This window comes from Simplicispira lacusdiani (assembly GCF_003604195.1).
GTDB classification, from domain to species: domain Bacteria; phylum Pseudomonadota; class Gammaproteobacteria; order Burkholderiales; family Burkholderiaceae_C; genus Simplicispira; species Simplicispira lacusdiani.
Window position 1 is genome coordinate 225,056 of the sequence record NZ_QXGR01000001.1, and the last position, 26,661, is coordinate 251,716.

Annotated in this window: 28 protein-coding genes; 9 read left to right on the plus strand and 19 right to left on the minus strand. The window is 69.2% G+C overall.

Going from position 1 to position 26,661, the window contains the following annotated elements; genetic code table 11:
- The first annotated feature begins 35 nt into the window (after positions 1-35).
- Positions 36-644: a trimeric intracellular cation channel family protein gene (locus D8S75_RS01015; RefSeq protein ID WP_119964373.1), complete on the plus strand. Its 609-nt coding sequence runs from the start codon at positions 36-38 to the stop codon at positions 642-644.
- 4 nt (positions 645-648) lie between these two features.
- Here the strand turns inward: D8S75_RS01015 and D8S75_RS01020 are convergent, their stop codons facing one another.
- Positions 649-1,407 carry a gamma-glutamylcyclotransferase gene (locus tag D8S75_RS01020; protein WP_119964068.1) on the minus strand — a complete coding sequence of 253 codons (759 nt, stop codon included), beginning with the start codon at positions 1,405-1,407 and terminating at the stop codon, positions 649-651.
- 167 nt (positions 1,408-1,574) lie between these two features.
- Positions 1,575-2,825, minus strand: coding sequence for an MFS transporter (locus tag D8S75_RS01025; RefSeq protein ID WP_119964069.1), 1,251 nt, complete (start codon positions 2,823-2,825; stop codon positions 1,575-1,577).
- A gap of 65 nt (positions 2,826-2,890) precedes the next feature.
- On the opposite strand from D8S75_RS01025, the gene D8S75_RS01030 reads away from it, so the two are divergent.
- The 4 genes from D8S75_RS01030 (at position 2,891) to D8S75_RS01045 (ending at position 6,201) form a co-directional block, all read left to right on the plus strand.
- Positions 2,891-3,799 carry an AraC family transcriptional regulator gene (locus D8S75_RS01030; RefSeq protein ID WP_119964070.1) on the plus strand — a complete coding sequence of 303 codons (909 nt, stop codon included), beginning with the start codon at positions 2,891-2,893 and terminating at the stop codon, positions 3,797-3,799.
- 95 nt (positions 3,800-3,894) lie between these two features.
- Entirely contained in the window at positions 3,895-4,041 is a 147-nt protein-coding gene (locus tag D8S75_RS01035) for a DUF3149 domain-containing protein (RefSeq protein ID WP_119964071.1), read from the plus strand.
- Positions 4,042-4,084: 43 nt separating this feature from the next.
- A complete protein-coding gene (locus D8S75_RS01040) occupies positions 4,085-4,711 on the plus strand; it encodes a flavin reductase family protein (protein ID WP_370807176.1) in 627 nt (208 codons plus the stop codon).
- 83 nt (positions 4,712-4,794) lie between these two features.
- On the plus strand, positions 4,795-6,201 hold the full coding sequence (locus D8S75_RS01045; protein ID WP_119964073.1) for a hypothetical protein: 1,407 nt from the start codon (positions 4,795-4,797) through the stop codon (positions 6,199-6,201).
- A 7-nt stretch (positions 6,202-6,208) separates the two neighbouring features.
- Here the strand turns inward: D8S75_RS01045 and D8S75_RS01050 are convergent, their stop codons facing one another.
- From D8S75_RS01050 to mnmG, 14 genes are all read right to left on the minus strand, one after another.
- Complete coding sequence (locus tag D8S75_RS01050; RefSeq protein WP_119964374.1) at positions 6,209-7,147, minus strand: alpha/beta fold hydrolase; 939 nt, start codon at positions 7,145-7,147, stop codon at positions 6,209-6,211.
- An 8-nt stretch (positions 7,148-7,155) separates the two neighbouring features.
- A complete protein-coding gene (locus tag D8S75_RS01055; RefSeq protein ID WP_119964074.1) occupies positions 7,156-8,124 on the minus strand; it encodes a hypothetical protein in 969 nt (322 codons plus the stop codon).
- A gap of 172 nt (positions 8,125-8,296) precedes the next feature.
- Positions 8,297-8,908 (minus strand): penicillin-binding protein activator LpoB, encoded by a 612-nt coding sequence (gene lpoB / locus D8S75_RS01060; protein ID WP_119964075.1) that lies wholly within the window; start codon positions 8,906-8,908, stop codon positions 8,297-8,299.
- 26 nt (positions 8,909-8,934) lie between these two features.
- Positions 8,935-9,330: a YcfL family putative periplasmic lipoprotein gene (locus D8S75_RS01065; protein WP_119964076.1), complete on the minus strand. Its 396-nt coding sequence runs from the start codon at positions 9,328-9,330 to the stop codon at positions 8,935-8,937.
- 33 nt (positions 9,331-9,363) lie between these two features.
- Positions 9,364-10,899, minus strand: coding sequence for a COG3014 family protein (locus tag D8S75_RS01070; protein WP_119964077.1), 1,536 nt, complete (start codon positions 10,897-10,899; stop codon positions 9,364-9,366).
- Positions 10,900-11,190: 291 nt separating this feature from the next.
- The gene (locus tag D8S75_RS01075; protein WP_119964078.1) at positions 11,191-11,946 is read right to left on the minus strand and encodes a class I SAM-dependent methyltransferase; all 756 of its coding nucleotides are present in this window, start codon (positions 11,944-11,946) and stop codon (positions 11,191-11,193) included.
- Positions 11,947-11,950: 4 nt separating this feature from the next.
- Positions 11,951-13,237, minus strand: coding sequence for a hypothetical protein (locus D8S75_RS01080; RefSeq protein ID WP_232828814.1), 1,287 nt, complete (start codon positions 13,235-13,237; stop codon positions 11,951-11,953).
- A gap of 185 nt (positions 13,238-13,422) precedes the next feature.
- On the minus strand, positions 13,423-14,343 hold the full coding sequence (locus tag D8S75_RS01085; RefSeq protein ID WP_119964079.1) for a ParB/RepB/Spo0J family partition protein: 921 nt from the start codon (positions 14,341-14,343) through the stop codon (positions 13,423-13,425).
- Positions 14,344-14,354: 11 nt separating this feature from the next.
- The gene (locus D8S75_RS01090) at positions 14,355-15,194 is read right to left on the minus strand and encodes an NYN domain-containing protein (protein WP_119964080.1); all 840 of its coding nucleotides are present in this window, start codon (positions 15,192-15,194) and stop codon (positions 14,355-14,357) included.
- Positions 15,194-15,739: an RBBP9/YdeN family alpha/beta hydrolase gene (locus D8S75_RS01095; RefSeq protein ID WP_119964081.1), complete on the minus strand. Its 546-nt coding sequence runs from the start codon at positions 15,737-15,739 to the stop codon at positions 15,194-15,196. The genes D8S75_RS01090 and D8S75_RS01095 overlap by 1 nt, the downstream gene beginning before the upstream one ends.
- A 34-nt stretch (positions 15,740-15,773) precedes the next feature.
- Complete coding sequence (locus D8S75_RS01100; protein WP_119964082.1) at positions 15,774-16,586, minus strand: ParA family protein; 813 nt, start codon at positions 16,584-16,586, stop codon at positions 15,774-15,776.
- Positions 16,587-16,598: 12 nt separating this feature from the next.
- Positions 16,599-17,213: a LysE family transporter gene (locus tag D8S75_RS01105; RefSeq protein WP_119964083.1), complete on the minus strand. Its 615-nt coding sequence runs from the start codon at positions 17,211-17,213 to the stop codon at positions 16,599-16,601.
- Positions 17,214-17,266: 53 nt separating this feature from the next.
- Entirely contained in the window at positions 17,267-17,959 is a 693-nt protein-coding gene (rsmG, locus tag D8S75_RS01110; RefSeq protein WP_119964084.1) for a 16S rRNA (guanine(527)-N(7))-methyltransferase RsmG, read from the minus strand.
- Positions 17,956-19,920 carry a tRNA uridine-5-carboxymethylaminomethyl(34) synthesis enzyme MnmG gene (gene mnmG, locus D8S75_RS01115; protein ID WP_119964085.1) on the minus strand — a complete coding sequence of 655 codons (1,965 nt, stop codon included), beginning with the start codon at positions 19,918-19,920 and terminating at the stop codon, positions 17,956-17,958. The genes rsmG and mnmG overlap by 4 nt, the downstream gene beginning before the upstream one ends.
- A 239-nt stretch (positions 19,921-20,159) precedes the next feature.
- Here mnmG and D8S75_RS01120 point away from each other — a divergent pair, with 239 nt between their 5' ends.
- From D8S75_RS01120 to gstA, 3 genes are all read left to right on the plus strand, one after another.
- Positions 20,160-20,744: an NADPH-dependent FMN reductase gene (locus D8S75_RS01120; RefSeq protein WP_119964086.1), complete on the plus strand. Its 585-nt coding sequence runs from the start codon at positions 20,160-20,162 to the stop codon at positions 20,742-20,744.
- 64 nt (positions 20,745-20,808) lie between these two features.
- Positions 20,809-21,069, plus strand: a complete 261-nt coding sequence (locus D8S75_RS01125) for a YkgJ family cysteine cluster protein (RefSeq protein ID WP_119964087.1) — start codon at positions 20,809-20,811, stop codon at positions 21,067-21,069.
- Positions 21,070-21,142: 73 nt separating this feature from the next.
- Positions 21,143-21,748, plus strand: a complete 606-nt coding sequence (gene gstA / locus D8S75_RS01130) for a glutathione transferase GstA (RefSeq protein WP_119964088.1) — start codon at positions 21,143-21,145, stop codon at positions 21,746-21,748.
- A gap of 77 nt (positions 21,749-21,825) precedes the next feature.
- Here the strand turns inward: gstA and D8S75_RS01135 are convergent, their stop codons facing one another.
- Positions 21,826-22,299 carry a cytochrome C gene (locus D8S75_RS01135; RefSeq protein ID WP_119964089.1) on the minus strand — a complete coding sequence of 158 codons (474 nt, stop codon included), beginning with the start codon at positions 22,297-22,299 and terminating at the stop codon, positions 21,826-21,828.
- Between the two features lie 133 nt (positions 22,300-22,432).
- On the minus strand, positions 22,433-23,662 hold the full coding sequence (locus D8S75_RS01140) for a YbfB/YjiJ family MFS transporter (RefSeq protein ID WP_119964090.1): 1,230 nt from the start codon (positions 23,660-23,662) through the stop codon (positions 22,433-22,435).
- Between the two features lie 235 nt (positions 23,663-23,897).
- Here D8S75_RS01140 and D8S75_RS01145 point away from each other — a divergent pair, with 235 nt between their 5' ends.
- Entirely contained in the window at positions 23,898-25,004 is a 1,107-nt protein-coding gene (locus D8S75_RS01145) for an alkene reductase (protein WP_119964091.1), read from the plus strand.
- 10 nt (positions 25,005-25,014) lie between these two features.
- Here D8S75_RS01145 and D8S75_RS01150 read toward each other — a convergent pair whose 3' ends face one another.
- Entirely contained in the window at positions 25,015-26,655 is a 1,641-nt protein-coding gene (locus tag D8S75_RS01150) for a methyl-accepting chemotaxis protein (RefSeq protein WP_119964092.1), read from the minus strand.
- Positions 26,656-26,661 lie beyond the last annotated feature (6 nt).

Here is a 26,661-nt window from a genome sequence, read left to right on the forward strand (position 1 = left end):
GGCACCTGCCTTTGGTGCGTCCCTTGCCCACTGCCGTGCTCCTCTACGCTCTCGACCTGTTCGGTGTCGCGGTTTTCGCGGCCAGCGGAGCGCTGGCGGGCATCGCGGCGCGGCTCGACCTGCTGGGCATCGTGGTGCTCGCCTCCATCACCGCCGTGGGCGGCGGCACCCTGCGCGACGTGCTGCTGGGCCGCTACCCGATCTTCTGGATCAAGGATGCCGGCCCGATCTACACCATCCTGGCCGCCATCGCCGCCACGCTGGTGTGGGTGCACTTCCTGCCCATTCCCCTGCACGCCCTGCTCATCGCGGACGCGCTGGGCCTGGGCCTGTTCGCGATTTCGGGCGCGCAGGTGGCGGAGAAGGCCGGCTGCCAGCCGCTGGTGACCATCCTCATGGGCACGCTGACCGGCGCGGGCGGCGGGGTGGTGCGCGACATCCTGTCGGCCAAGGTGCCGCTGATCCTGCGCCAGGACATCTACGCCTCGGCGGCGATCGCGGGCATCGCGGTGTACCTGCTGCTGCGGGCGGCCAAGGCACCCACGGGCGGCGCCTTCGCGGCGGGGCTGGTCACGGTCGTGGCCACCCGCCTGGCGGCCATCGTCTTCGACCTACAGTTGCCAGTGTTCCCGCTGCCGCGCTGATGCGTCATCGTGGCCGGGCGTGCGCGGGGTCCGCGCCACGCGCGCGAACCCGGGACGCCAAGAGGTCGACGTACCTGTCCTCGATACCCAGCACATCAAGCTGCGCGACCAATTCCTCAAGATAGTGGAGGTTGCTGCCGATGCTGCCGCAGGCGCTGGCGACGATGGCGGCAGTGGCATCCAGCGAAAGGCCCTCCCGGTGCTGCGGATGGGCCGTGTTGGCGGTCAGCACCAGCGCCCGCACGCGCCCCTGCGGCGTATCGAGCGGCAGCAGGGCCGGGCAATAGCCGCCCCGGATCATCTCGCGCCGCCACAGCATGCGGGACTCGGCCTCGACCAGCGCATGCGGGATGCGGAACACCAGACCCTCGCAGGCACCAGGCCCGGGCTGCAGCGTGAGCACCAGGCCGGGGCAATCGGGCGTGCCACGGCCTATCGTGGTGGCCAGGGCGAAGCGGCGGCCATGGCCTTCGAGCCGGGCGCGGCGCACTTCATCGAAATGGATGCCCGGGTTCCACATCAGCGAGCCGTAGGCAAAAACCCAGAGGTCTTCGTCCCCCGATGCGGCCAGCACGGCCTTGCGGGAGCGCTCGACCTCCTCGTCCGGCAGACGCCAATCGCGCGCCAGGCCTTGCTGGCGCGCCTGCGCATCCCACGCGGCCAGCACCTCGTCGGTCAGGCGCAGGCCGCTGTCCTGGACCGGTGTCAGCCGGCCTTCGAGTTCGGGAAGGTGGGTGAAGGCACTGGGCCGGGTCTGCTCCATGGGATCGACTATAGGGTTCTCGCGCCCGGCGATAAATCGGCGATCGATCAACTCACCGTCCTGGATTCGGGACGAATGCGCGGAGCGACCACGCAGGAGCCCTGCCACCCACGGCGCACGCCGGTGGCGTGGGCCGGGCCTTCAAGCGCTTCAGGCCGCCCCACCCTTCAGGCGGCCTGCGCCTGGCGCCGCGCCAGCCCGCCGCCGACCAGCGCCGCAGACACCACGCCCAACGCCAGCGCCAGCGCCGATCCATGGAAGATGCCGCCCGTGAGGCCCCGGTCGAGCAGCGCGCCGAAGATGGGCGACGCCAGCGCGAAGCCCAGGTCCAGCCCCGAATACACCGTGCCGTACACCCGGCCCGTGGCGCCGGGCGGCGCGGCGCGCTTGATGAGCATGTCGCGCGAGGGGCCGGCCAGGCCCGTGCCCAAACCCGCCAGCGAGGCCACGGCGAGCGCGGCCATGCCGGGCAACCAGCCGCTGCCCACCAGCGCCAGCAGCGCCGCCGAGGCCAGCAGGCAGACGCCGATCACCTTCTCCAGCCGCTCCACGCGGCCCACCAGGAACCCGCCCACCACCATGCCCGCCGCGCCGCACAGCATGTAGCCGGTGACGACCATGGCCGTGGCGCTGAGCGGCAGGCCGTACATCTGCTGCAGCGCCGGGCTGGCGAAACTCTGGATGGCGCTCAGCGCGCAGGTGCTCCAGAAGAAGAACGAGAAGCACAGCCACACCGAGGGCAGGCGCAGGAAGGCCATGGGGTGCTCGGCGGGCGCGCCGGCACCGCCCTGGGCCTGGTGCGCCCAGGCGCCCTGGCGGTCGTCGATGGCATCACGCTGCCACAGCATCAGCACCAGCACGCTGGCGGCGAGCACGGCCGCCGCCAGCGCCGCCGTGCGCCACGAGCCCGTGGCGCTGGCGATGCCCGCCAGGAACACCGGCGCCGCCGCCCAGCCCAGGTTGCCGCTGATGCCGTGCACCGAGAAGCCGTGCCCCAGCCGCTGGGGCGAAACACGCTTGTTCAGGATGGTGAAGTCCACCGGGTGGAAGGGCGCGTTGCCCAGCCCGGCCAGTGCCGATGCCAGGACCAGGCCGGTGTAGCCCTGGGCGAACCCGGCAGCCAGCGCCGCCAGCGTGAAGCTGCACAGCGCGAGGAACAGCACCGGACGCGCGCCCACGCGGTCCACCACAAAGCCCGCGAGCGCCTGCCCCACGCCGGAGATGATGAAGAACACCGACACCAGCAGACCGAGTTCGGAATAGCTCAGGTGGAACTCCTGGATGAGCCAAGGGAACAGCGGTGGCAGCAGCATGTGGAAGAAATGCGAGGTACCGTGCGCCAGGCCGATGAGGCCGATGGTGCGCGCATCCTTGCGCAGGGGGGTGGGGGCGGTCGTGCCCGCGGTCGTCGTGGTCATGGAAGGCATCTTAGGCAGGAGACATGCGGCGCGTTTACGATAGTCTGCCAACTTCTATCGCGACCATGCCAAAACCTCCCGAAGCCCCCGTCAGCGAACTGCCCCCGCGCGCGGGGCGGGCACTGTCCTACGTGGGTTCGCTGACACCGCACCTGTTCGTGCCCAGCCGCGAGCGTCCCGTGCGCGCCAAGGCGCGCCAGCTCGCCGCCGACACGCAGGTGATGCCGCACAGCCACCCCTGGGCGCAGGTAGCGATCTCGACCACGGGCGTGATCCGCCTGACGGTGGACCGGGGCACCTACATCGTGCCGCCCTCGCGCGCACTGTGGATTCCACCGGGCGTCGAGCACGCGGTGACCATGGTCGAGTCGGCCGACCTGCGCACGCTGTACTTCCACCAGCCGCGCGGGCGCTGCGGCCCCGGCGCCCTGGGCGGCGCCACCGACCGGGCCGAGCAGGCCGCCTGGCGCCAGTGCCGGGTGCTGGAGGTATCCGACCTACTGCGCGCCCTGGTGCGCGAGATGCCCACGGCGCCCGACGACGGCCGGCCGCTCACGCCCGCCGAGCTGCTGCGCGAGCGCCACCTGAGCGCGCTGATCCGCGACGAGCTGGCGCGCGCCAACGCCGTGAAGCTGGGCGTGGACCTGCCCCGCGACAAGCGCCTGCGCCACCTCTGCGAGGCCGTGCTGGCCGACCCCACGCGCCACGAAACCCTGGCCGCCTGGGCCCGGGACACGGGCGCCAGCCCGCGCACCGTGGCCCGGCTGTTCCGCCAGGAGCTGGGCAGCACCTTCACGCAGTGGCGCCAACAGGTAGTGCTGGCCAAGGCGGTGTCGCTCGCTGCCTCGCGCCGGCCCATGGGGCAGATCGCCGCCGAGCTGGGCTACAGCCCCAGCGCCTTCAGCGCCATGGTGCGCCGCGCCCTGGGGCAGCCGCCCGGGCGTTTCCTGGGCCAGCAGCGCACCCCGGCCTGATGCGGGGTGCCGGGTTGACTTGCATCAATGCGATCCGGGTCCAGCGGCGCAGAATAACCACAATTATTTTGTGTATTTAACCCGGAGGAACCCCCATGAAAGCGCTGACGGACCTTTTCTCGACCGACTACGGACTGATGAGCATCACCGGCATCGCCATCATGCTGATCGGCATCCTGGGCTTCGCCGTCGTCGTGCGCCGCAAGATGAACGAGGCCCCGCCAGCGGGACAGAAGCAGTAAGCACCGCCAGCGGGTATCGTCGGGGTCATCGCAGGAGATGGCCATGGCACCCGACACCGATTTCCACCGCTACGAGCCGCGCCTGGGGCACGGCCTGCCGCACGATCCGTTCAACGCCATCGTCGGCCCGCGCCCCATCGGCTGGATCTCCACGCGCAGCAGCGCGGGCCGGCTGAACCTCGCGCCCTACAGCTTCTTCAACGCGTTCAATTACGTTCCGCCCATCGTGGGCTTCGCCAGCATCGGGCACAAGGACACGCTGCGCAATATCGAGGAGACCGGGGAGTTCGTCTGGAACCTCGCCACGCACGGCCTGGCCGAGGCCATGAACCAGACCAGCGCCGCCGTGCCGCCCGAGGTCAGCGAGTTCGAGCTGGCGGGCCTCACGCCCGAGCCTTCGCTGAGCGTGCGCCCGCCGCGCGTGCGGGAAAGCCCGGTCGGCTTCGAATGCCGGCGCACGCAGATCCTGCAGCTCCAGGGCACCGACGGTGTGCCGGTGCCCACCTGGCTGGTGCTGGGCGAGGTGGTGCATGTGCACATCGCCCGCCGCCTGTTGCCGAACGGCGTGTACGACACCGCCCAGGCCGGACATCTCCTGCGTGGAGGCGGCGCAGCCGACTACTTCACCGTGGGACCGGAGCAGCTCTTGCGCATGGTCCGGCCGCGCTGAGCGCAGCCCTTGTTACATCTGGTGGTGCCTCCCGCGTGGAGGCCGTGCCAAGATGGCCGCACCCACCGTGCCGAAGGCCTCCCATGCTCCACCGCGCCGCCACGCTCTGCCTGTCTTTCGCCCTGCTGCCCGCCGCCCTGGCCGCGCCGCCCCTGGTGGACCACTGCACGGTGCTGCCGCCTGACCATGTGTTCAACACCCGCATCGACCAGCTGCCGGTGCACCCCAGCTCGCCGGACTTCCTGGCCACCATCAGCACCGGAACACGGCGCCTGCACCTGGACCTGGGACAGAGCGAGGACATGGGCAGCAGCGAATACTGGGGCATTCCGTACAACGTGGTGCGCGGTGGCAGCTTCGCCTGGCCCGCCGTGCACATCACCAGTGACGGCGCGCCCGACGAAAGCGACTGCGCGCGCAGCGACGGCAACTTGGCGCGGCCCTGCACCGGCCTCTCCGGGCCGGCGCGCCTGCCCATCCCGCCCAGCCCGAAGGTGGAGGGCGGCATCAGCAGCAACCCGGCCGTCTACAACGACCACCACATCCTGGCCATCGACACCGACACCTGCATGCTGTGGGAAAGCTACCTGAGCTACCTGCGGCCCGACGGCGGCTGGAATATCTACGCCAGCGCCGCCTTCGACCTGCGATCGAACGCCCTGCGCCCCGCCGGCTGGACCTCGGCCGATGCGGCAGGCTTCCCGATCTTTCCGCTGCTGCTGCGCGCCGACGAGGCCACGCGCGGCGAGATCCGCCACGCGCTGCGCTTCACCATCCAGAGCCACAAGATCCGCACCAGCTACACCTGGCCGGCGCGCCATCTCACGCGCAACGGCGACGCCTCGGCCGCCAAGCCCCCCATGGGACAGCTGTTCCGCCTGCGGGCCGACTACCCCATTCCCGACAGCTACACCCCCCAGGCGCGCGCCATCCTCACCGCCCTCAAGCGCTACGGCATGTACATCGCCGACGGCGGCTCGGACATGTACATCACGGGTGAACCGAGCCGCCAGTGGAGCGACGCCACGGTGGCCCAGGTGCAGACCGTGCCGCACACCGCCTTCGAGGCCGTGGACCTGGCGCCGGTCATGGCGCGCGCCGGCTTCGACCCCGACAGCGCGCGCGTGCCGCCCGCTCCGGGCGCGGCCGCCGAGTTTTCGGCCGCCGCTGAGGGCCCGCCACAGGCCCTGCGGCTGTTCGCCTCCATCCAGGTGGCCGCGCAGGACGCCGGGAAGGCCGGCGCCCTCTACATCGTGGCCGACGTGCCCGGCGCCGGCATGGTGGCCCTCACCCCCGGCGGCTGGGTGCTCGCCGGCAATGGCTACCTGCCGCCCGTGGCCGATGCCATCCTGGGCAGCCATGTGCTGCACCTGCTGGAACAGGCCGACGTGTCCGGCCTGCGCGGCACGCGGGTGCTGGCGGGCTACGGCACCAGCCTGGAGGACATGCTGGCCCATGCCAAGTACCAGCTGATCTACACCGTGCCCTGAGCGGACTTCAGCGTCGCAGGGGTGCGCAGAGGCCTTGCGCCGGATCACGCGCCCATTGCTCCAGCCAGGCCCACAACCGCTGCACGCCGTCGTCGGTGCCCGCCTGCAGGCCGTGGCCGGCCCCGGGCAGGCCACGCGCGCAAAACGGCGCCGCGCGCACGCCCGCCCGCTCGCCAAAGCGCCGGTAGGCCTCGGGCGGCACCAGCGCATCGGCCTCGCCCCACGCCTGTAGCAGGGGCCAGGGGCCGTCGATCAGCGGCTGCGCCAGCGGCCAGTGCCAGAGATCGCGCCAGTAGCGCAGGCTGCGGCCCTGCAGCACGGTGGCATCGGGGGCGGTGCCGGCCTGCGCGCGGCCCAGCGCCTCCCAGGCCGGCTGCACGCCCAGGCGCCGGGCTTGCATCTGCCCGGCTTCGCGCGGGTCCAGGCCGCTGGACGACAGCAGCACCAGGCCCGCCAGCCGCGGCACTTCGGGCGCCAGCGCGGGCAGCAACTCGGCGCCTTCGGAAATGCCGACGAGCACCGTGGGCACAGTCGCACCCTCCTCCCGCGCCAGCGCGCGCACGGCGGCGCGCGCATGCGCCTGCCAGGCCGACAGCGCATCCTGCTGGACGAAGGCCGCCGGGCAGTCGCCCGGTGGCGTGCGGTCGCCCGGCCGCACGCCGGGCTTGTGCAGCACCCATACCCGGGCGTGCAGCAGGCCGGCGAAATAGCGCTCGGCGAACGGAGCCATGCCGGCACAACCCGAGCCCGGCAGCACGATCACGCGGTAGCGCAGCGGCGCCGCGCGCGGCCCGCGCACCAGCGCCTGCAGGCGGGTCTCGCCATGCCCCGGCAGCTCACGGACCTCGAAACCTGCACCGGGCGGTTCGGCCGCGCCACGCGGCTGCGCGCAGCCGGCCAGCAAAAAGGCCAGCACGAGGCTGGCCTGGCACACAAGAAGGCGCATGGCCCGCTTCACTTGAGGATGATGACCTGCTCCGGCTGTTGCGGCTGGGGCATCGGCATGGGCTGGCCGCCTTGCATCATCATGGGCTGACCGCCCTGGCGCACGCCGCGCGAGAGGTTGGCGTCGGTGTAGCCCAGCTGCATGGCGAGCTGCTGGTACACGTCCTGCGCCAGGCTCAGCGAGGTCTCGCGCATCACCTTGGCCCGGTTGGGCGGAGCGATGTCGCCACGGATCGACAGGATCTTGGTGTCGTTGCCCGCGCCCTGGGCCGAGAACGCGGCCTTGATCTCGTAGGTCTTGGTGTGGATCAGCGAGAAATCGGCCAGCAGTTGCAGGCCATACTGGCGCGTGGCGCTGGTCGTGCCCTGCAGCGGCGAGAGCGCGTCGGTGAACTCGATGCTGGAGACCACGCCGAACAGCACGTAGTCGGCGCCGTTGAATTCGCCCTTCTTGATGCGGTTGATGATGTCCTTGACCTCGGGCTGGCGCACGGGCTGGGCCATCTTGCCGCCCTGCACCTGGTTGAGCACCTGCTCGGCCTTGCTGGGCTGGGGCTTGCCCGCGTCGAAGCCCTTGCCCTGCACGAGCTTGAAGTAGGTGCCCTGCAGGATGGCGCCCTTGATGTCGTTGGTGTAGCCGCCCAGCTCGCGCTGCTCGATGTAGCTGTAGCGCCCCGCCACGAAGGTGCCGCTGGCCTGCTCGGAGGCCTGCATGGACTGCTGGCCCGAGTGCGAGCCCGAGCCGCTGTACGGGCCATGGCTGTAGCCGCCGCTGTGGCTGCCCTGCGCGCTCATCTGGCTGCTGCGCTGATACGTACCGGCCATGAAGTATTCCGACACCTGCTGGGCGTAGGCCAGGTCGGTGACGGCGATCTTGGGCGCCGCGCCCGGCTGCTGGGCGTGCGCGCTCAGGCCCCAGGTCAGCGCCGTGGCGGCCAGCACGGACAAGGCCGCGTTGAGGGTGGTTCTGCGTTGCATGGAATGCTCCTTATGCACTGAAATTCGGTGATAGATGCGCGCCGCTTGGAAACAGCGCGGCCCAGGCCAGCAGCCGCCGCGCAAGGGCCGCCCCGCCGCGCTGGCGGTGTCCCCCTTCCCGGCGCAGCCGAGAGAAGGGGGAAGCGGCGCAGCCGCTCAGGGGGATGCCCTCTTACCTGGTGCTGGTTTTCCGTATCTCTTTTTCATCCTGCCATTCGATCGTGCCTTCTTCCACGTCGAACAGCTTGAGCGTGAACTTGTAGTACACGTCCTTGGTCGACGCGCTCTGCTTGACGATGCTGGTCAGCTCGCCTTCCATGCTGTACTTGGCGGCCGTCATCTGGCCCACCTTGGCGGTGGTGCCCTGCTTGTACAGGCCGCTCTGGTTCTGGCGCTGCAATTCGTCCACGCCGGCCTGCATCTCCTTGATGGAGCGCACGAAGCGCACCTTGCCCGACTTGACCAGCGCCGTCTGGATCGAGTTCATCACGTTGGTGGTGTCGATGTACTCGCTGGTCTTGTTCTTCACCGTGGAGATGGTCACCGTGGGGCGGCCCTGGAAGATGCCGGTTTCCAACAGGCTGCCGGTCATCTTCTCGGCGATCATCTGCAGGTCGCTAGAGCCGAACTCGTTGGTCACCAGTTCCACGCCCTTGGCGTCGCCGTAGTTGACCTGGCGGTCGAAGCGGATCACGGGGGAAGACAGGTTCTGGCAACCGGCCAGGGCCAGGGTGCCGGCCGCGAGGGCCAGGATGAGCGCGCTGCGCAAGGCGTTGTTCTTCATGTTGGTTCTCTCCTCAGTGCGCCATGTCAGCGCGTTTCCACATTCATTTCCAGGCGCAGGTCGATGGCGGCAGCGGTGGGCGCCACGCTCTTGACGGTCTGCTGGCCCAGGCCCAGCACCGTCATCTGCTTCCAGGACTCGCCATCGCCCACCTGGTTGCCCACGTTGTCCAGCCAGCGGAAGCGGTAGAACACCGTGCGGTCGCTGCGGCCCATGTTGGCCAGGTCGGCCTGCACGGTCAGGATGTCGTTCTTGCGCACCAGGCGCATCTCGCGCACGGCGATGTTGTTGGCCTCGCCGCGCAGCGCCACCTTGGAGGCCACCGCGATGGGCGTGGCGGGGTCGTGCTGCTGCGCCTGCGCGCCGCCAGCGAACGCCAGAAGGGCCGTGCACAGCGCGGCCAATGTCATGCGGGGAGTCATGCGGTGATTTCCTTCCAGTGGGTAATTCAAGGTTTACTGGGCCACGGGCTTGGGCACGGCGGCCGGCTTGGCGGCCGGGCGCGGGGTGCGGGCCGGACGGGCCTGCGGGGTCTTCTTGGCGGGCGTCGCCGTCTCGACCACGGTGGACTTCTCCGGTGCGGGCGCAGGGGCGGCCGCCACGGTGGCGAGCTGGCCGATGCTGGCCACCTTGCCGGTCAGGAAACCGTTGTGGTAGATGCGCAGCGGCACCAGGGCGTACTGTCCCTCGATCTGGATCGGCTGGCTCAGGGGGCGGCCGTTGATGCTGATGGTGTGCTCGCCCGGCGGCAGATAGCCGCGCGCCACATAGACGCGCCCGGGCAGCATGCGCCACATGCGGTCGTCGGCCTGCTCGGTGGCGACGGACGCGGCCGCGCCGATGAGCCCGCCGATCAGGCCGCCGCGCTTTTGCAGCTCGTTCTGCAGCACGCCCTTGGCAATGGCGCGGGTGACGCCGCGCAGCACCATGCCGGGCATCTCGTCCTTGAGCGCGCGGCGGGCCATGACGTTCACATCCACCACCTTCTCCAGCTTGAAATCAAAGCCGGCGGCGGAAATCTGGCTCAGCAGCGGATCGTTCGACGGTTCGATCACCGGGTAGGAAATGCTCGCCGTCACCAGGCCGCGCCCCGTGGGCACGGGCAGCGTGAAGGCCTTGGGTTTGCGCGCCGGGGCGTCGCCCGCCTCGACCAGGAACAGCACGTCCGTCATGCGCTGGCGACGCTGCCAGGTGAAGCTGGTGCGGCTGTCCAGGCCGCGCAGGCCTTCTTCGAGCACGCCGGTCTCGGGCTTGAGCTCGATGGCCTTGCGGTAGCCGGGCGCGGCCAGGCCGGGCTCGTTGAGCACCTCGTAGAGGAAGCCGGCCAGGTAGTGCGACAGGGCGTTGGAATAGCCGTTCTTGAGCGCCAGCACCTCGGGGTCGTTGAGCGTCTCCACGGGGTAGCCGTTGATCTCCTTGCTGCCCGAGGTGGCGCCCTTGGACTTGGCCTCTTCCTCGGCGGCCAGGGTTTCCTTGGCGCGGAACTCGGCGATGATGGCTTCGCGCTCGTGCGTGCGCTTGATGTCCACGCGGGCGTTCTCGAAATCGCCCACGGCCAGGCGGTTGAGCGCCAGGCGCGTGGTCAGCCAGACCTTCTCGTAGTCCTGGCCCTCGTAGACCTTCAGGCGCTCGCTGATGAGCGCGGCGCCCACGGTGCCCAGGAGCTTGTCGGGATTGGTCTTGGCGGCCTCTTCCCATTCCTTGACCTTGGCGTCGGCGAGCTGGAAAGCGCCAGTGCTGTCCTCGTAGCGGCGGTCCATGCGCAGCAGTTCGCCGCGCTCCAGGTTGAAGAGCAGCGCCTTCTTTTCATCGTCCGTGGTGGCCGAGGCCTCCAGGCGCGCCAGCGCGGCGGGAATGCCATTGGCCTGGCCGGCCGTCTGCATCTCGGTCGCCAGCTTGTCGTGGCTTTGCATGCTGGCGCAGCCGGTCAGGGCGATGCCCAGCACCAGCGCGCCCCAGAATCTTGCGTAGGGCAGTGGCCGAATCTTCATGGGAGTCCTTGCAGTTCGTTGGATGGACGAACCAGGAAACGCCCAGTCTCACCCCTCCCTCGGCCCGCGTGGGCCGCAGGCTCCTGGATGTCCGGACAGGAAACACCGCCCTGGCGCACGCGCCCCCTCTGGCACGCTGTGGTTGCGCATGCGGTATTTCCTATGGCTGTCGGTTTCTTGGTTCTTTGTATCAATAGCCAGCCCGCAATGTAGCAAATGCAACCCTTTATTTCCGCGCTCCGCCGAGCCATGGAGTGGCATTTTGTGTAAGCGTAGGTGAACCCCATGGCCTCACTCCCGGCCCTGCGCGGCCCGCGTGACCGGCATGCGGTAGACCCACACCACGCGTTCGCCCGGCAGGCGCAGCTGCGCCTGCGGCAGCACACCGGGCACGGCGAACTCCAAGCTCACCAGACAGGCGCCGGGCGCCATCTCGGCCTGCGCCTTGGCGGCGGCGCGGGCCATGCTCTCGGGCCGCTGGAACAGGTAGACGAGCTGGTAGCCGCTCCAATCGGCGCGCCACATGTCGCCCCGGCGCACGCGCGCCCACGGGCAGCGCAACGCGCACAGCAGGCGCAGCGGCCAGCTCCATTCCACGCCCTCGATGCGCGCGCCCGGATAGGCCTGTCGCAGCGCCCGCAAGCCATCGCCCAGGCCGCAGCCCGCATCGAGCACGCGCGCGCCCGGCGCCAGCGGGGCCTGTGCCGCAAGACCCTGCAGCGCATGGTGGGGTGTGGGAAACAGCGGCGCATCGCGCCAGGCGTTGAGCGGGTAGACACACAGCAGCAGCGCCAGCGGCACCAGCCAGGCCCAGGACGGCACGGCGGCCACGCCCGTGAGCGCCAACGCCAGCGGAAAACCCGCCGCGATCAGCGCACGCCGCCACCAGTTGCTGCCCATCAGGCTGGCCGCCGCCGCCACGGCGCAGGCCAGCAGCAGGGCCCACACGGGCGTGGTAACGCGCTGCAGGCTGGCGAACAGCAGCCAGGCACCGCCCCACGCGAGCAGCGCGGGCAGGGGCCAGGGGACGCGGGCAATCCAGTTCATGGGATCAGCGACCGAAGATGCCTCGCAGGACGTTGATGGGGTTTACCGGCTGGGCCGTGCCGCCCTCCTCGCGTTCGGCCGGTTCCGGCATATCGTTGCGGCCCGCGCCCTGCATGCCACCACGCATCGCGCCGCCGCCCTGCTCCTCGCCCAGCATGGCCATGGTGTGCGCCTTCACGCGCACGCGCACGGACCATTCGGGCTCCCACGGCGCCTTGGGGTCGGCCGGGCGCGGCGGGTGCACGATGTGGCTCTCGCCGCCGTAGGCCACCATGCGCAGCATGGGGGTGGACTCGCGGCCCGCGCCCGCGGCGAAGATGCCCTTGGGAATGGCGCACTGCGTGGCCTCGGCGGGCAGCAGCACGCGCTCTTTCAGCCAGCGGTCGATGGTGGCATTGGGCAGGTAGTCGAACAGGCCCATGCCGGTATCGGGCGTCTCGGCGCTGGACCACATCACCATGTCGTCGCCGTTCTGCGACATCGCGTGCAGGTAGTAGGCGCGCGCATTGCGCACCGGTTGCCACTGCGTGCCCATGCTGTCCTGCGGCTGGCCGGTGGTGCGCAGGTCGATGGCGGGCATGAGGTCCTGCGCGCTGCCCAGCGTGAACTTCATCGAGGCCGGCACGCCCTCGCCCCGCACCTGGTGTTCGCCCACGAGCGAGCTATCCCGCGCGAGCTGCACCTGGTTGCGCTCGTTCGGGTACAGCGCGTGCGAAGGGCCGACGCGCGCGCCCCGGTCGGGCACGGCACGGCCGGCGAAAGCCGCCGCGAAGTCGGTGGGCTTGGCGCGCGCCAGGTCAATCACGCGCGGCTGGCCGGCACGCACCTCGCTGCCGCAACCCCAGTAGACCAGGATGCGGCCCTTGGGCTTGTGCTGCTGGTATTCCTGGGGCACCTCGCCAGGCTCGGACGGCGACGTGGGCTGGGCCTTGGGTGGCAGCAGCGGCAGGCTCTCGCCCATGCGCATGCCCGGAGGGATGGCCTGGCTGGCTTCCACGCCCGGACGCAGGCTGTTGTGCAGGGCGATGTCGATCACGCGCGGCGGCATGATGCCCATGGTGCGCGCCATGCCATAGTGGGTGTTGCTGCCCATGCCCGGGCGCCCACCGCCCACCATGCCCATGAGGCCACCGCCCATGGGCATGTCCATCTCGGGCATGCCGGCCATGCTGCCGGTGGACAGGTCGATCCACAACTGGGTCTTGGGGGCCTTGGCGGTCTGCGCGCTGGCGGCCAGGCCGAGCAGGCACAGGCTGGTGGCCAGCACGGTGGGGCGGATGAAAGGGGTCATGGGCGGCTCCGGTGCGAAAAAAAGCACCTGCGCGGCATGCCCTGAGCGGGCCTGCCCAGGCAGGTATCAGCGCAGTGTAGGCCTGCGCCGACATTTTTTCACCCGGAATGCTGCACGCCGCCGTACCGGGCGTGCGCAATGTCACGCGCGGCCGCCACGCGGCGTGGCCGACGCGCCACGGACGTTCAGTGGCCGCGCAGGCGCTCGATCAGGCCGTTGAGCGCATCGAGCGAGCCGAACTGAATCGCCAGCTCGCCCATGTCCTCCACGCGGCCGCCGCGCTTGACGCGCTTCTTCACGCGCACCTCCACCTCGGCCATGAGCAGGTCGGACAGCTCTTCTTCCACGCGCTTGATGTCGCGGGACTTTTCCTTCTTGGGCTTTTGCGGCACCAGGCTGAACTCAGCGCCGATCTTCTTGACCAGGGCCTCGGCCTCGCGCACCGAGAGCGTCTTGGCCGCGATCTGGTTGCCCGCGGTGATCTGCGCCGCGCGGTCGAGCGCGAGCAGCGCGCGCGCGTGGCCCATGTCGATGTCGCCGGCCATGAGCATGGTCTGCACCGGCTCGGCCAGGTTCAACAGGCGCAGCAGGTTGCTGGCCGCGCTGCGCGAGCGGCCCACGGCCTGCGCGGCCTGCTCGTGCGTGAGGCCGAACTCGCGCACCAGGCGCTGCAGGCCCTGCGCTTCTTCCAGCGGGTTGAGGTCTTCGCGCTGGATGTTCTCGATCAGCGCCATGGCGGCGGCCGCCTCGTTGGGCACGTCGCGCACCAGCACCGGCACGCTCTCCAGCCCCGCCAGCCGCGCCGCGCGGAAGCGCCGCTCGCCGGCGATGATTTCGTACTTGCCCGCGTGCTCGCCTTCGGCCAGACGGCGCACCAGGATGGGCTGCATGATGCCCTGGGCCTTGATGGATTCGGCCAGCTCGTAGAGCGCGCCCTCGTCCATGCGCGTGCGCGGCTGGTACATGCCGGGCACCATCTCGTCCAGGCGCAGGGTGCTGGGCACGCCGGGCTCGGCCGCCTGGGCCTGCTCCACGGCTTCGGCCACCTTGGGGCCGAGCAGGGCTTCGAGTCCACGGCCGAGGCCCTTGGGTTTCTTGGTGACCATATATTCCTTGGCTATCCTGCCGAGTTAGATTGAACCGCCCGTAAATAGAGCACTTTTTGCTGCGACCCTATTGCAGAGCGCTCTTCTGTCAAAAACAGATCCGTTTTGGCTCGGACTAGATCAGACAGCTTCTTAAAACCGTAGTGGCGGGAATCAAAATCTGGCTGCAACTTGGTCAAATAGCTACCAAAAGTACCCAGATGCGCCCAGCCTGAATCGTCCACCGAGCTTTCCAACGCCTGCATTACAAACTCGCGAGGAAAGACTTGGGCTGCACCCTCGCTAGGCGCGATAACAGGTACAGAAACAGACGACGGTGCATCAACGACGCGCTTGGGCTGCGATTCTGGCAGCACTTCCGTTATTGAAGAGGAAGCAGTTGGCCTAAAAATTTCAGTAAAGACAAACTTGTGGCAGGCATTTCGGAAGGGTTCTGGCGTCTTTTGTTCGCCAAATCCGAAAACATTGAGCCCCTCTTCTCTTAGGCGCACCGCAAGTCCCGTGAAATCACTATCGCTGGTGACCAAACAGAAACCATCAAATTTGCGCGTGTAAAGCAAATCCATTGCATCGATGATCATCGTGCTATCAGTTGCATTTTTCCCCGTGGTGTATGCAAACTGTTGAACGGGTTTTATTGAGTGCTGGTTAAGCACCTTTTTCCAAGACGCGCTGGAGGGAGAGGTGAAGTCTCCATAGATGCGCCTCACGGCCGCTTCACCATACCGCGCAATCTCTGCCAATAGCCCTTCAATCACCGCCGCTTGCGCGTTGTCGGCATCAATCAGCACAGCGAGCCGCAAGGTTGGCTCTTCGGTTTCCAGCTTCACCACGGTCCGTTGACCTGCCATCACATCTCCTCAAACAAAATTGTTTGCAGCAGTTCCCGGCCCTCGGGCCAGTCGCCCAGGCCGGATTCGGCGTTGATATGGCCGCGCGCGCCGAGGTCGACGAAGCGCGCGCCCCAGTCGGCGGCCAGGGCCTGGGCACGCTCGAAGCGGCAATACGGATCGTCGCGGCTGCCCACGAGCACGGCGGGAAACGGCAGATGCCGGCGCGCGATGGGCGCCCAGCCGGGCAGGTAGCCGGCCACCTCGGGCTGCTCCACGTCGCCCGGCGCCACCAGCAGAGCGCCGCGCACCTTGGCGGCGTTCTGCGAATGCGCGGCCCACCACGCGGTGAGGATGCAGCCCAGGCTGTGCGCCACGAGCACCACGGGGCCGTCGGCATCGACCACGACCTCTTCGAGCCGCGCCGTCCAGTCGCCACGCAGCGGGCGCATCCAGTCGTGCTGCTCCACGCGCTGGTCGCCGTGCAGCTGCTCCCAGCGGCTCTGCCAGTGCTCCGGCCCCGAGTTCTGCCAGCCGGGCAGCAGCAGGATATGGGAGGGCTTCATTGCTATTGTTTTTATAGCTTGTAGCGCTTGCTGGTCAAGCGCCAGCGGCCATTTTTGCTTCAGGTTTCGTGCCCGCTGGCATGCGTTGCACGCGGTCCACCATCTCCTGGGCGAATTCGACGAAGGCCTGGCTGCCCTTGGCCGTAGGGTCGAACACCACGCCGGGCAGGCCGTAGCTGGGCGCCTCGGCCAGGCGCACGTTGCGCGGGATCACGGTGTGGAACACCTTGTCGCCGAAGTGGTCCTTGAGCTGGTCGCTCACCTGCTGCTGCAGCGTGATGCGCGGGTCGAACATCACGCGCAGTAGGCCGATGATCTGCAGATCGGCGTTGAGGTTGGCGTGCACCTGCTTGATGGTGTTGACGAGGTCGGTAAGCCCTTCGAGCGCGAAGTACTCGCACTGCATGGGCACGATGACGCCATGCGCCGCGCACAGGCCGTTGAGCGTGAGCATGCTCAAGCTTGGCGGGCAGTCGATGAGCACGAAGTCGAAGTCACCATCGGCCTGGGCGAGCGCGGCCTTGAGGCGCTTTTCACGGCGCTCCAGCTCCACCAGCTCGACCTCGGCGCCGGCCAGCTCGCGGTTGGCGCCCAGCACCCAGTAGCCGCATTTGTCGGACAGCACCGCCGCTTCCTTGATGGAGGCCGCTTCGAGCAGCACGTCGTACACCGACAGCTCCAGCCCGCGCTTGTCCACGCCGGAGCCCATGGTGGCATTGCCCTGGGGGTCGAGGTCCACCATCAGCACGCGCTGGCCGATCTTGGCCAGGCCGGCAGCGAGGTTGACGGTGGTGGTCGTCTTGCCGACGCCGCCCTTCTGGTTGGCCACGCAAAAGATTTTCGCCATGGGGTGTTCGCTTTACTTGGAGACGGCCAGCTTGATGCCGAACCCGATGAGAAAAACGCCCGCGATCTTTTCCAGCACGCGCGTGATGCGGGGGTTGGCGCGCATGCGCTCGGCCAGGCGGTGCGTCAGCATGACGACGATGAAGCCGTAGGCGAAGGTGAGCGCGGCAATGGTCGCGGCCATCACGCCGAAGGTGAGCAGGCCCTGGTGCTGCACCGGATCGACGAACAGCGGAAAGAAAGCCATGTAGAACACGATGGCCTTGGGGTTGAGCAGGGTGATGAGCCCGGCCTGCTTGAAATAGTGGCGCGGCTCGATGTTCAGCACCGGCGCGGCGCCAGGCTTGGCGGTGAGCATCTTGAAGCCCAGCCAGGCCAGGTAGGCGGCGCCCAGCCACTGCACGGCGTGGAAGGCCGCCGGGTAGGCCGACAGCAGCGCGGCCACGCCGGCCACGGCCAGCCACATCAGCACCTGGTCGCCGGCGATCACGCCCAGCGTGGCCGCCAGCCCGCCGCGAACGCCGCCCTTGCTGGTGGACGTGATGAGCGCCAGATTGCCCGGCCCGGGAATGGCGAGGAACAACACGATGGCAGCCACGAAGGCGCCGTAATCCGCAATGCCGAACATGAGCTTCTCCAGGGAAGGGGGCGGCCCCGCGCAGGACCGCCAAGGGCCTGAGTTTACGCGAGCGCCCCACCCTGCCCGGCACCATCGGCGCCCGTCGCAGGCCGCATCCAGACGATGCAGCGCTCGGCATCGAGTCCGGGCACCTGCAGTTGTTCCACGTGAAACACCGCCACGTCGGAGGGCAGCGCGGCGAGTTCATCTTCCGGGCGCTTGCCCTTCATGGCCAGCCAGACGCCGTGGGGCGCCAGCGCGCTGCGCGACCAGGTGGTGAAGTCCGGCAGCGAGGCAAAGGCGCGGCAGCTCACTACGTCGAACGGCGTGGTGAGCGTTTCCACCCGCGCGTGGATGCCGTGCAGGTTGGGCAGCTTGAGCGCCACCGCGGCCTGCTGGATGAAGGCCGCCTTCTTGCCCACGGTGTCCACGCAGCTCACATCCACCTGCGGACAGCAGATGGCAAACACCACGCCCGGCAGGCCGCCGCCCGAGCCCACGTCGAGCAGGCGCACCGGCCCAGGCAGCCCGGCCTGCGCCACATGGCGGCGCAGCGGCGCCACGGCCGCCAGGCTGTCGAGCAGGTGGTGCGTGAGCATCTCCTGCGGGTCGCGCACGGCTGTCAGGTTGTAGACCTTGTTCCACTTTTGCAGCAGCGCCAGGAAGTCCATCAGGCGCGCAATCTGCGCCTCGTCGAGCCCCAACGCCAACGCCTCGGCGCCCGCGCGCAGCTGCGCCCTCAACACATCGCTCATGCGGCCACCCCGTCGTCCGCGCGGGCGAAGCCCTTGAAGCCACCCTTCTTCAGGTGCACCATCAGCAGCGAGATCGCCGCCGGAGTCACGCCAGAGATGCGCGAGGCCTGGCCCAGCGTTTCGGGCCGGTGCTTCTGCAGCTTTTGCCGCACCTCGATCGACAGCGCGGTGACCTGCAGGTAGTCCAGCTCCTCGGGCAGGCGCAGCTTCTCGAAGTGGGCGGCACGCTGCACCTCGTCCTTCTGCCGGTCGATGTAGCCCGAATACTTGGCCGCAATCTCCACCTGCTCCAGCACGGGGGCACTGAGGTCACCCAGCGTTTCACGTGAAACATCGCTGGAGGCGTACTTGCCGCCATCGAGCGACATGAGTTTCTCGTAGCCCACGTCCGGGCGGCGCAGCAGATCGAACAGGTTGTATTCATGCTCGATGGCCTTGCCGAGCACGCGCTCGGCCTCGGCGGCGTCGAGGATGCGGGGGTTCACCCAGGTGGCCTTGAGGCGCTCGGTCTCGCGCGCCACGGCGTCGCGCTTGCGGCTGAAGGCTGCCCAGCGCGCGTCGTCCACCAGACCCAGCGTGCGGCCGGTTTCCGTCAGGCGCATGTCGGCGTTGTCCTCGCGCAGCTGCAGGCGGAACTCGGCGCGGCTGGTGAACATGCGGTAGGGCTCGGTCACACCCTTGGTGATGAGGTCGTCCACCAGCACACCCAGGTAGGCCTCGTCGCGCGCGGGCACCCAGGCGCCCTCGCCCCGGCACTGCAGCGTGGCGTTGATGCCGGCGAACAGGCCCTGGGCCGCCGCCTCTTCGTAGCCTGTGGTGCCATTGATCTGGCCGGCGAAAAACAGGCCCTGGATCTGGCGCGTCTCGAAGCTGCTCTTGAGCGCGCGCGGGTCGAAGTAGTCGTACTCGATGGCGTAGCCCGGCCGCAGGATGTGCGCGTTCTCCAGGCCGCGCATAGAGCGCACCAGGTCGTACTGGATGTCGAACGGCAGGCTGGTCGAGATGCCGTTGGGGTAGAACTCGTGCGTGGTCAGCCCTTCGGGCTCCAGGAAGATCTGGTGGCTATCCTTGTCGGCGAAGCGGTTGATCTTGTCCTCCACGCTGGGGCAGTAGCGCGGGCCCACGCCCTCGATCTTGCCGGTGAACATCGGGCTGCGGTCAAAGCCGCTGCGGATGATCTCGTGCGTGCGCTCGTTGGTGTGCGTGATCCAGCACGGCACCTGGCGCGGGTGCATGGCCGCGTTGCCCATGAAGCTGAACACCGGCACTGCCCCCTCGTTCACGCCACCGGGCATGCCATCGCCGGGCTGCTCCTCACACTGGCTGAAGTCGATGCTGCGCCCGTCGATGCGCGGCGGCGTACCGGTCTTCAGGCGGCCTTGCGGCAACTGCAGTTCCTTGAGCCGGCTGGACAGGCTCACGGCCGGCGGGTCGCCCGCGCGGCCGGCGGCGTAGTTGTTCAGACCGACGTGGATCTTGCCGTCGAGGAAGGTGCCGGCCGTCAGCACCACGGTGCGGCTGCGGAAGCGGATGCCCACCTGCGTGACGGCGCCCACCACGCGGTCGCCCTCCACCATCAGGTCGTCCACGGCCTGCTGGAACAGCCAGAGGTTGGGCTGGTTCTCCAGCATGCGGCGGATCGCGGCCTTGTAGAGGATGCGGTCGGCCTGCGCGCGCGTGGCGCGCACGGCCGGGCCCTTGCTGCTGTTGAGCGTGCGGAACTGGATGCCGCCCTCGTCCGTGGCCAGCGCCATGGCGCCGCCCAGGGCATCGACCTCCTTCACCAGGTGGCCCTTGCCAATGCCGCCGATGCTGGGGTTGCAGCTCATCTGCCCCAGCGTCTCGATGTTGTGCGTGAGCAGCAGGGTGCGGCTGCCCATGCGCGCGGCCGCCAGCGCGGCCTCGGTGCCGGCATGGCCGCCACCGACGACGATGACATCAAATTCCTGGGGGTACAACATGCTGAAAGCTCCCGGGCGGGCCGTGCCGGCGCACCCCGATGATCCAAGGCAGTGTTCCACGTGAAACACCGCTCCCGCGAACGCCCTGTGTCCGGGCCCCGGGGAAACCCTGGATTGTCCCACCTTTGCCCGACCGCCGCCTACCAAGGCCCCAGAGCCAGCACCACAAACCCCGCCAACGCGTGTACCTATGCCCCGGCCGCAGGAATCCTGCGGGTGGCCTGTGCTCCAATCCCCGCATGTCCAAACTTCTCGTCTTCGCGGGCAGCACCCGCCAGCATTCCTACAACCGCCGCCTGGCCCAGGTGGCCGCCGGCCTGGCCCGCGAGGCCGGGGCCGAAGTCACCCTGCTGGAGCTGTCCGAGCTCGACATCCCGCTTTACAACGCCGACCTCGAAGCCCAGGGCACTCCGGCCGACGTGGTGCGCCTCAAGCAGGCCATGTTCGACCATCCGGCCTGGATCGTCTGCTCGCCCGAATACAACGGCAGCTACACCGCGCTGCTCAAGAACACCATCGACTGGGCGTCGAGCCCGATCAAGTCCGACCCCGCCTGGCAGGACGGCATCAAGCCCTTCCGGGGCAAGGTCGTCGGCATGCTCAGCGCCTCCCCGGGCGCCCTGGGCGGCCTGCGCTCGCAGAGCCACCTCGCGCCGCTGCTCATCGGCCTGGAATGCTGGCTTGCACCCCATGCCTTCGCGCTGGGCCAGGCCGGCAGCGCCTTTGACGAGCACGGCGCCCTGGTGCAGGAGGCGCACCGCGCGCGCGTGCGCGGCGTGGTCGAGCAGGTGCTGTGGGCCTCGGCGCGCCTGCACGGCGGCTGATTTTGCAAAAATCGGCGCCCAACGCACAGCCATCAAGCGTCAGCAGCTACCAAATCAATAGCATATGAACTGCCGCCCTGGCTGCGGGGCCTGCTGCACCGCGCCCTCCATCAGCTCCCCCATCCCGGGCATGCCGCAGGGCAAGCCCGCCGGGGTGCGCTGCGTGCAGCTGGGCGAGGACGAGCGCTGCCGCATCTTCGGCCACCCCGACCGCCCCACAGTCTGCGCACGGCTCCAGCCCTCGGCGGACATGTGCGGCGCCACGCGCGCCGATGCCTTGCACTACCTCGCGCGGCTCGAACGCCTGACCCAGCCGCAGACCTGAAGCCCGCCTCCGGCAGGGCTTTCGCAAGGCGCCTAGGATGTGGCCTTCCCTTCCACCCACCCAGGACGGTTCCATGAAGCTTTACTACTCCCCCGGCGCCTGCTCGCTCTCCCCGCACATCGTGCTGCACGAATCGGGCCTGCCCTTCGAGGCCGTGCTCGCCAGCACCAAGACGCACACGCTGCAGGACGGCACGGACTATTACGGCATCAACCCGCTGGGCTACGTGCCCCTGCTGGAACTGGACAACGGCGAGCGCCTGCGCGAAGGCCCGGCCATCGTGCAGTACATCGCCGACCAGGTGCCCGCCAAGCAATTGGCCCCCGCCAACGGCACCATGGCGCGCTACCGCCTGCAGGAGTGGCTGACCTTCATCGGCACCGAGCTGCACAAGGGCCACAGCCCGCTGTTCGTGCCCACCACGCCCGAGGACTACAAGCCCCAGCTGCGCGAGCGCCTGATGGGCCGCTTCGCCTGGGTGAACCAGCAACTCGCCGGCAAGGACTACCTGCTGGGCAGCTTCAGCGTGGCCGACGCCTACCTCTACACCGTCTCGCGCTGGGGCCAGTTCGTCGGCGTGGACCTGTCGGGCTTCGCGAACATCGTGGCCTTCCAGCAGCGCATGGAGCAGCGCCCCGCCGTACAGGCCGCGCTGCGCGCCGAAGGCCTGCTCAAGTAGGCCCGTGGCCCCGGTCAGGGGCGCGCCCATGAAAAAAGCCGCTGGACCACAGCGGCTTTTTTGATCGACAGCCCAGCTCAGTACTTGAGCTTGAGGTAGTCCATCTGCTCCTTGGTGATGGCAGGCACATCGCCACGGGCCTTCCAGCGGTTCAGGTTCCATGCGCCCTCACCCACCCAGGCCTTGAACAAGGCCAGGTTCTTGGCGCGTTCGGCATCGGTCTCGCCCAGGAACTTGTACATGTTGCCGGGCTTCTTGTTCGGGGTGTTGCTGCCGTCATCCAGCCGGCGCTGCAGCGCCCCCGTGTCAGGGAAGGCGACGATCTGCAGCAGGTTTTCGTAAGTGTCCAGACGGGGCCCCAGCTTGGCCTTCTTGTACTTTTCCTCGTCCAGCTTGAACTCGGCCAGCGTGGGCGCATCGTCCCCGTGGCACTCCAGGCACTGGGCCTTGATCAGCGGACCGATGTCCTTGCGGTAGCTCGCCTCGTCGGCAGCCATGGCGGGCAGGGCCAGCGTGGCGCAGGCCAGGGTGGTGAACACCAAAAATTTCATCGCAGGCTCCCGTGGGCTGTGAAAAAGAGGGCGAAATCTTGTCCCTCCCCTTGACCCCAATCAGGTCTGCGGCCAGTGTAATGTATTCCCATTGTTACAAAATGGTTTTTTTGTCCGCCGCATGGGATGGCGCTCAGTCCAGGGCCCGCTGGCGCCACGCCAGCAGCGCCCCCAGCCACAGCGCGCAGGCCGAGAACACCAGGCCGCGCTCCAGCCCGCCCGGGCCGTCGGCGATCAGGCCCACCACCGTGGGCCCGACGATCTGCCCGGCCGCGAACACGATGGTGAACGCGCTGATGCCCGCCGCCCACTGCGCGGGCGGCAGGTTGTGGCGCACCAGCGCCGTGGTCGAGGCCACCACCGACAGGAACACCCCGCCGAACAGCAGGCCCGAGGCCAGCGCCACCGGCCAGGCCGTGCTCAGCGCCGGCAGCAGCGTGGCCACGCCCAGCAACGCGTTGAGCCGCGCCAGAGCCTGCCCGCCCCGGCTGCGGTCCAGCAACCCGGCCCAGATGCGCGAGGACAGCACCACCGCCAGCCCCAGCAGCGCATAGAACAGCGTCACCGCGCCGCCGCCCACGCCCTGCGCGCGCAAGAGCGCCACCACGAAGGTCATGTAGCCGATATAGCCCACGCCGAACAGGGCATAGCCCGCGAGCGCGGGCGCGAAGTCGCGGGCACGGAAGGTCCGCCCCACAGACGAGGTCTGCGCTGCCGTAGCGGGGCGCGGCACAGCCGGGGTGGCATCCAGGCGGCGCAGCACGCGCGCGGGCCACACCATCACCGCCGTGGCGAGGGCGCAGGCCAGCGCCAGCGCCCACCAGGCCCAGGTCCAGCCGTGCGGCCCCGGCGCGGCGGCCAGCACGGCCGGCACCAGCAGCGCCGACAGACAGATGCCCCAGCCCGTGCCGCCGTAGTACAGCCCCAGCAAGAGCCCGCTGCGCGGCGCGTCCAGCGCGCCCAGGCGCGCCGCCATGAGCCCGCCCGCGATGAAGACCAGCGCGCTGGCCACGCCCGCCAGCAGGCGCTGCAACAGCAGCGGGGCCGCATCGAGGAAGAAGCCGCACAGCCCCATGAACAGCGTCGCCAGCACCGCGCCGCCCAGCAGCAGCGTGCCCGGCGCCTGGCGGCGCAGCAGCAGCGGCGTGGCCAGCGCGCCCAGCAGGTAGCCCAGCGCGTTGATGGTGTTCATGCCGCCGGCCAGCGTGTACGACCAGCCCAGGTCCTCGCGCATCGGCGGCAACAGCAGTGCATAGGCAAAGCGCGTGATGCCCAGCGACACCGCCGCGCCCATGGACAACGCCAGCGCCAGCCCCAGGGCCTGCGCGCGCGTCACCGCCCCGGAAGAAAGACGTTCCTGCATGCAGGGCCATTGTGCCCAAGGCCCCGCAAGGCTGCCGCGCACAGGCCTTCGCGCTCAAAGAAAAAGCTATTTATTTCATAGCTAATAACGCTTATTGGATGAGGGCTAGAACCTATTTTTACCTCGAATCCCAACGCCCACCGCGGCCTGCGCGGGCAAGCCATGCATTGCCAGCGCAGGCATCCCGGCAGTACCCTGCCCCTACCGCGCTTGCGCGCTCTGCCCAGGAACCGCCATGCCGTCCCTGTTCGACCCCCTCCAGGCCGGGGAGCTGCGCCTGGCCAACCGCGTCGCCATGGCGCCGCTCACGCGCAACCGCGCCCCGGGCGCGCTGCCGAACGCGCTCATGGTGGAGTACTACCGCCAGCGCGCGGGCGCCGGCCTGCTCATCAGCGAAGGCACGGCCATCAGCCCGCAGGGCCAGGGCTATGCCGACGTGCCCGGGCTCTACAGCACCGAGCAGCTGGACGGCTGGAAACAGGTGACCGACGCCGTGCACGCGGCTGGCGGCTGCATCGTGACGCAGCTCTGGCACGTGGGCCGCATCTCGCACACCGCGCTGCAGCCCGGCCATGCGCCGCCCGTGGCGCCCTCGGCGCTGCGCGCCCATGCCAAGACCGTGCTGGTGCGCGACGGCGTGCCCACCTATGCCGAAACCTCCGAGCCGCGCGCGCTCGACGCCAGCGAGCTGCCGGGCATCGTGCAGGACTACCGCCACGCCGCGCGCAACGCCCTGGCCTGTGGCTTCGACGGCGTCGAGATCCACGCCGCCAACGGCTACCTGCTCGACCAGTTCCTCAAGACCGGCGCCAACCACCGCCAGGACGACTACGGCGGCAGCATCCGCAACCGCGCGCGCCTGTTGCTGGAAGTGGCGCGCGCCGTGGTGGAGGACATCGGCGGCGGCCGCACCGGCATCCGCATCGCGCCGGTCACGCCGGCCAACGACATCGTGGACGCCGACCCGCAGCAGCTCTTTGACTACCTGGTGCACCACCTGGCGCCGCTGAACCTGGCCTATGTGCATGTGATCGAGGGCGCCACCGGCGGGCCGCGCGAGCTGCCCGAGCGCCCCTTCGACTATGCCGCGCTCAAGGCCGTGTACCGCCAGGCCGGCGGCCGGGGCGCGTGGATGGTGAACAACGGCTACGACCGGGCGCTGGCCGAGGCCGCCGTGGCCTCGGGGGCGGCCGACATCGTGTCATTCGGCCGGGCCTTCCTCGCCAACCCCGACCTGGTGGCGCGCCTGCGGCGCGGCGCGCCGCTCAACGCGCCCGACCGCGCCACCTTCTACGGCGGCGGCGCCCGGGGCTACACCGACTATCCCGCGCTGGGCGACTGAACCCCGGCCATCAGGCCAGCAGGCGGCGGCCGCTCGCAACAGCCGGCGGGCGCGCCGGGGCATGGTCCGGGGACTGGCCCTGCACGCCGTCGGCCAGGCGGAACTGCTGCACCACCTGCGACAGGCGCGCGGCCTGCTCGCGCAGCGACTCGGCGGCGGCGGCGGACTGCTCCACCAGCGCGGCGTTCTGCTGCGTCATGCGGTCGATCTCGCCCACCGACTGGTTCACCTGGCCGATGCCGGCCGACTGCTCGGACGCGGCGGCCGTGATCTCGCCAATGATGTCGCCCACGCGCTGCACGCTGTCGACGATCTCCTTCATCGCGGTGCCGGCGTCCTCCACATGGCGCACGCCGCCATCGACGGCCGCCACGCTGCTGCTGATGAGGCCCTTGATCTCGCTGGCCGCCGCCGCCGAGCGCTGCGCCAGGCTGCGCACCTCGGAGGCCACCACGGCGAAGCCCCGGCCCTGCTCGCCCGCGCGGGCCGCTTCCACGGCGGCATTCAGGGCCAGGATGTTGGTCTGGAAGGCGATGGAGTCGATCAGGCCGATGATGTCGCTGATTTTGCGGCTCGACGCCGAGATCTCGTGCATGCTGGCCACCGCCTGCTGCACCACCGCGCCGCCGCGCGTGGCCGTGCCCGAGGCCGACACCGAGAGCTGGTTGGCCGTCTGCGAGGACGTGGCCGTCTGCTGCACCGTGCCGGTGAGCTGCTCCAGCGAGCCCACCGTGGACTGCACATTCGTCGCCGTCTGCTCGGTGCGCGAGGACAGGTCCTGGTTGCCGCTGGCGATCTCCTGGCTGGCCGTGGCGATGTTGCCGCTGGCCTCGCGCACCTGCGCCACCAGCGCGCCCAGGCCCCGCTGCATCTCGGCCAGCGCGCGCTGCAGGTCGGCCGCCTCGTCGCGCCCCTCGGTATGGATTTTTTGCGACAAATCCCCCCCCGCGATGGCCAGCGCCATGCGCTGCGCCTCGGCCAGGGGCTTGCAGATGGCGATCATGTTGAGCCAGGTGAGCGGCGCCACCACCAGGACGGTGATGAGCACCGCCAGCGCGAACAGCCATTTGGTCTGGGTCGCCGCCTGCTCCTGCTCCTTCACCGAGGCCTGGACCTCGCTGCGCAAGATGGTGTCGAGTTCCTGCACCAGCTTGTCGGCCGCCTCGAACTCGGCCACGGCCTTGGCGCTCATGCGGTTGGCGATGGTGGCCGAGTCGTAGCCGCCGGCTTCCAGCTGGCGCGCCACATGCGTGAACTGCTCGCGGTAGTTGTCCAGCCGCTGCGCCAGGCTGCGCGCCAGGGCGTTGTCCTTGTCCTCGGGCCCCGCGAGAAAGCGCGCCGCCACCTTCTTGGACTCCTCCAGGCTGGCCAGCCATTTGGCATGGGCCTGCTTCACCGCCTCGGGCTTCTCGTACAGGATGATCATGTCCTTCTCATGCTGGCGCACCGCCCCCAAGGCGCCGCGCAGCTCGCCCAGGTGGCTGACCTCGGTGAACTCGTTGGCCATGAAGTCCCCGCTCATGTCCTGGATGCGCAGCATGCCCCACATCCCGGCCCCCCCCAGCATGCCCAAGAGGCACAGCACCACGCCGATGGCCCCCAGCATGCGAAAACGGATGGTGAACAACCGCATGAGCGAAAAAAGCGACATGGTGGT

Bases quoted from the DNA above. Each gene is read 5' to 3' on its own strand.
- D8S75_RS01020 (WP_119964068.1), bottom strand. From the start codon at position 1,407: ATGGAGCAGACCCGGCCCAGTGCCTTCACCCACCTTCCCGAACTCGAA.
- D8S75_RS01025 (WP_119964069.1), bottom strand. From the start codon at position 2,825: ATGACCACGACGACCGCGGGCACGACCGCCCCCACCCCCCTGCGCAAG.
- D8S75_RS01030 (WP_119964070.1), top strand. From the start codon at position 2,891: ATGCCAAAACCTCCCGAAGCCCCCGTCAGCGAACTGCCCCCGCGCGCG.
- D8S75_RS01035 (WP_119964071.1), top strand. From the start codon at position 3,895: ATGAAAGCGCTGACGGACCTTTTCTCGACCGACTACGGACTGATGAGC.
- D8S75_RS01040 (WP_370807176.1), top strand. From the start codon at position 4,085: ATGGCACCCGACACCGATTTCCACCGCTACGAGCCGCGCCTGGGGCAC.
- D8S75_RS01045 (WP_119964073.1), top strand. From the start codon at position 4,795: ATGCTCCACCGCGCCGCCACGCTCTGCCTGTCTTTCGCCCTGCTGCCC.
- D8S75_RS01050 (WP_119964374.1), bottom strand. From the start codon at position 7,147: ATGCGCCTTCTTGTGTGCCAGGCCAGCCTCGTGCTGGCCTTTTTGCTG.
- D8S75_RS01055 (WP_119964074.1), bottom strand. From the start codon at position 8,124: ATGCAACGCAGAACCACCCTCAACGCGGCCTTGTCCGTGCTGGCCGCC.
- lpoB (WP_119964075.1), bottom strand. From the start codon at position 8,908: ATGAAGAACAACGCCTTGCGCAGCGCGCTCATCCTGGCCCTCGCGGCC.
- D8S75_RS01065 (WP_119964076.1), bottom strand. From the start codon at position 9,330: ATGACTCCCCGCATGACATTGGCCGCGCTGTGCACGGCCCTTCTGGCG.
- D8S75_RS01070 (WP_119964077.1), bottom strand. From the start codon at position 10,899: ATGAAGATTCGGCCACTGCCCTACGCAAGATTCTGGGGCGCGCTGGTG.
- D8S75_RS01075 (WP_119964078.1), bottom strand. From the start codon at position 11,946: ATGAACTGGATTGCCCGCGTCCCCTGGCCCCTGCCCGCGCTGCTCGCG.
- D8S75_RS01080 (WP_232828814.1), bottom strand. From the start codon at position 13,237: ATGACCCCTTTCATCCGCCCCACCGTGCTGGCCACCAGCCTGTGCCTG.
- D8S75_RS01085 (WP_119964079.1), bottom strand. From the start codon at position 14,343: ATGGTCACCAAGAAACCCAAGGGCCTCGGCCGTGGACTCGAAGCCCTG.
- D8S75_RS01090 (WP_119964080.1), bottom strand. From the start codon at position 15,194: ATGGCAGGTCAACGGACCGTGGTGAAGCTGGAAACCGAAGAGCCAACC.
- D8S75_RS01095 (WP_119964081.1), bottom strand. From the start codon at position 15,739: ATGAAGCCCTCCCATATCCTGCTGCTGCCCGGCTGGCAGAACTCGGGG.
- D8S75_RS01100 (WP_119964082.1), bottom strand. From the start codon at position 16,586: ATGGCGAAAATCTTTTGCGTGGCCAACCAGAAGGGCGGCGTCGGCAAG.
- D8S75_RS01105 (WP_119964083.1), bottom strand. From the start codon at position 17,213: ATGTTCGGCATTGCGGATTACGGCGCCTTCGTGGCTGCCATCGTGTTG.
- rsmG (WP_119964084.1), bottom strand. From the start codon at position 17,959: ATGAGCGATGTGTTGAGGGCGCAGCTGCGCGCGGGCGCCGAGGCGTTG.
- mnmG (WP_119964085.1), bottom strand. From the start codon at position 19,920: ATGTTGTACCCCCAGGAATTTGATGTCATCGTCGTCGGTGGCGGCCAT.
- D8S75_RS01120 (WP_119964086.1), top strand. From the start codon at position 20,160: ATGTCCAAACTTCTCGTCTTCGCGGGCAGCACCCGCCAGCATTCCTAC.
- D8S75_RS01125 (WP_119964087.1), top strand. From the start codon at position 20,809: ATGAACTGCCGCCCTGGCTGCGGGGCCTGCTGCACCGCGCCCTCCATC.
- gstA (WP_119964088.1), top strand. From the start codon at position 21,143: ATGAAGCTTTACTACTCCCCCGGCGCCTGCTCGCTCTCCCCGCACATC.
- D8S75_RS01135 (WP_119964089.1), bottom strand. From the start codon at position 22,299: ATGAAATTTTTGGTGTTCACCACCCTGGCCTGCGCCACGCTGGCCCTG.
- D8S75_RS01140 (WP_119964090.1), bottom strand. From the start codon at position 23,662: ATGCAGGAACGTCTTTCTTCCGGGGCGGTGACGCGCGCGCAGGCCCTG.
- D8S75_RS01145 (WP_119964091.1), top strand. From the start codon at position 23,898: ATGCCGTCCCTGTTCGACCCCCTCCAGGCCGGGGAGCTGCGCCTGGCC.
- D8S75_RS01150 (WP_119964092.1), bottom strand. From the start codon at position 26,655: ATGTCGCTTTTTTCGCTCATGCGGTTGTTCACCATCCGTTTTCGCATG.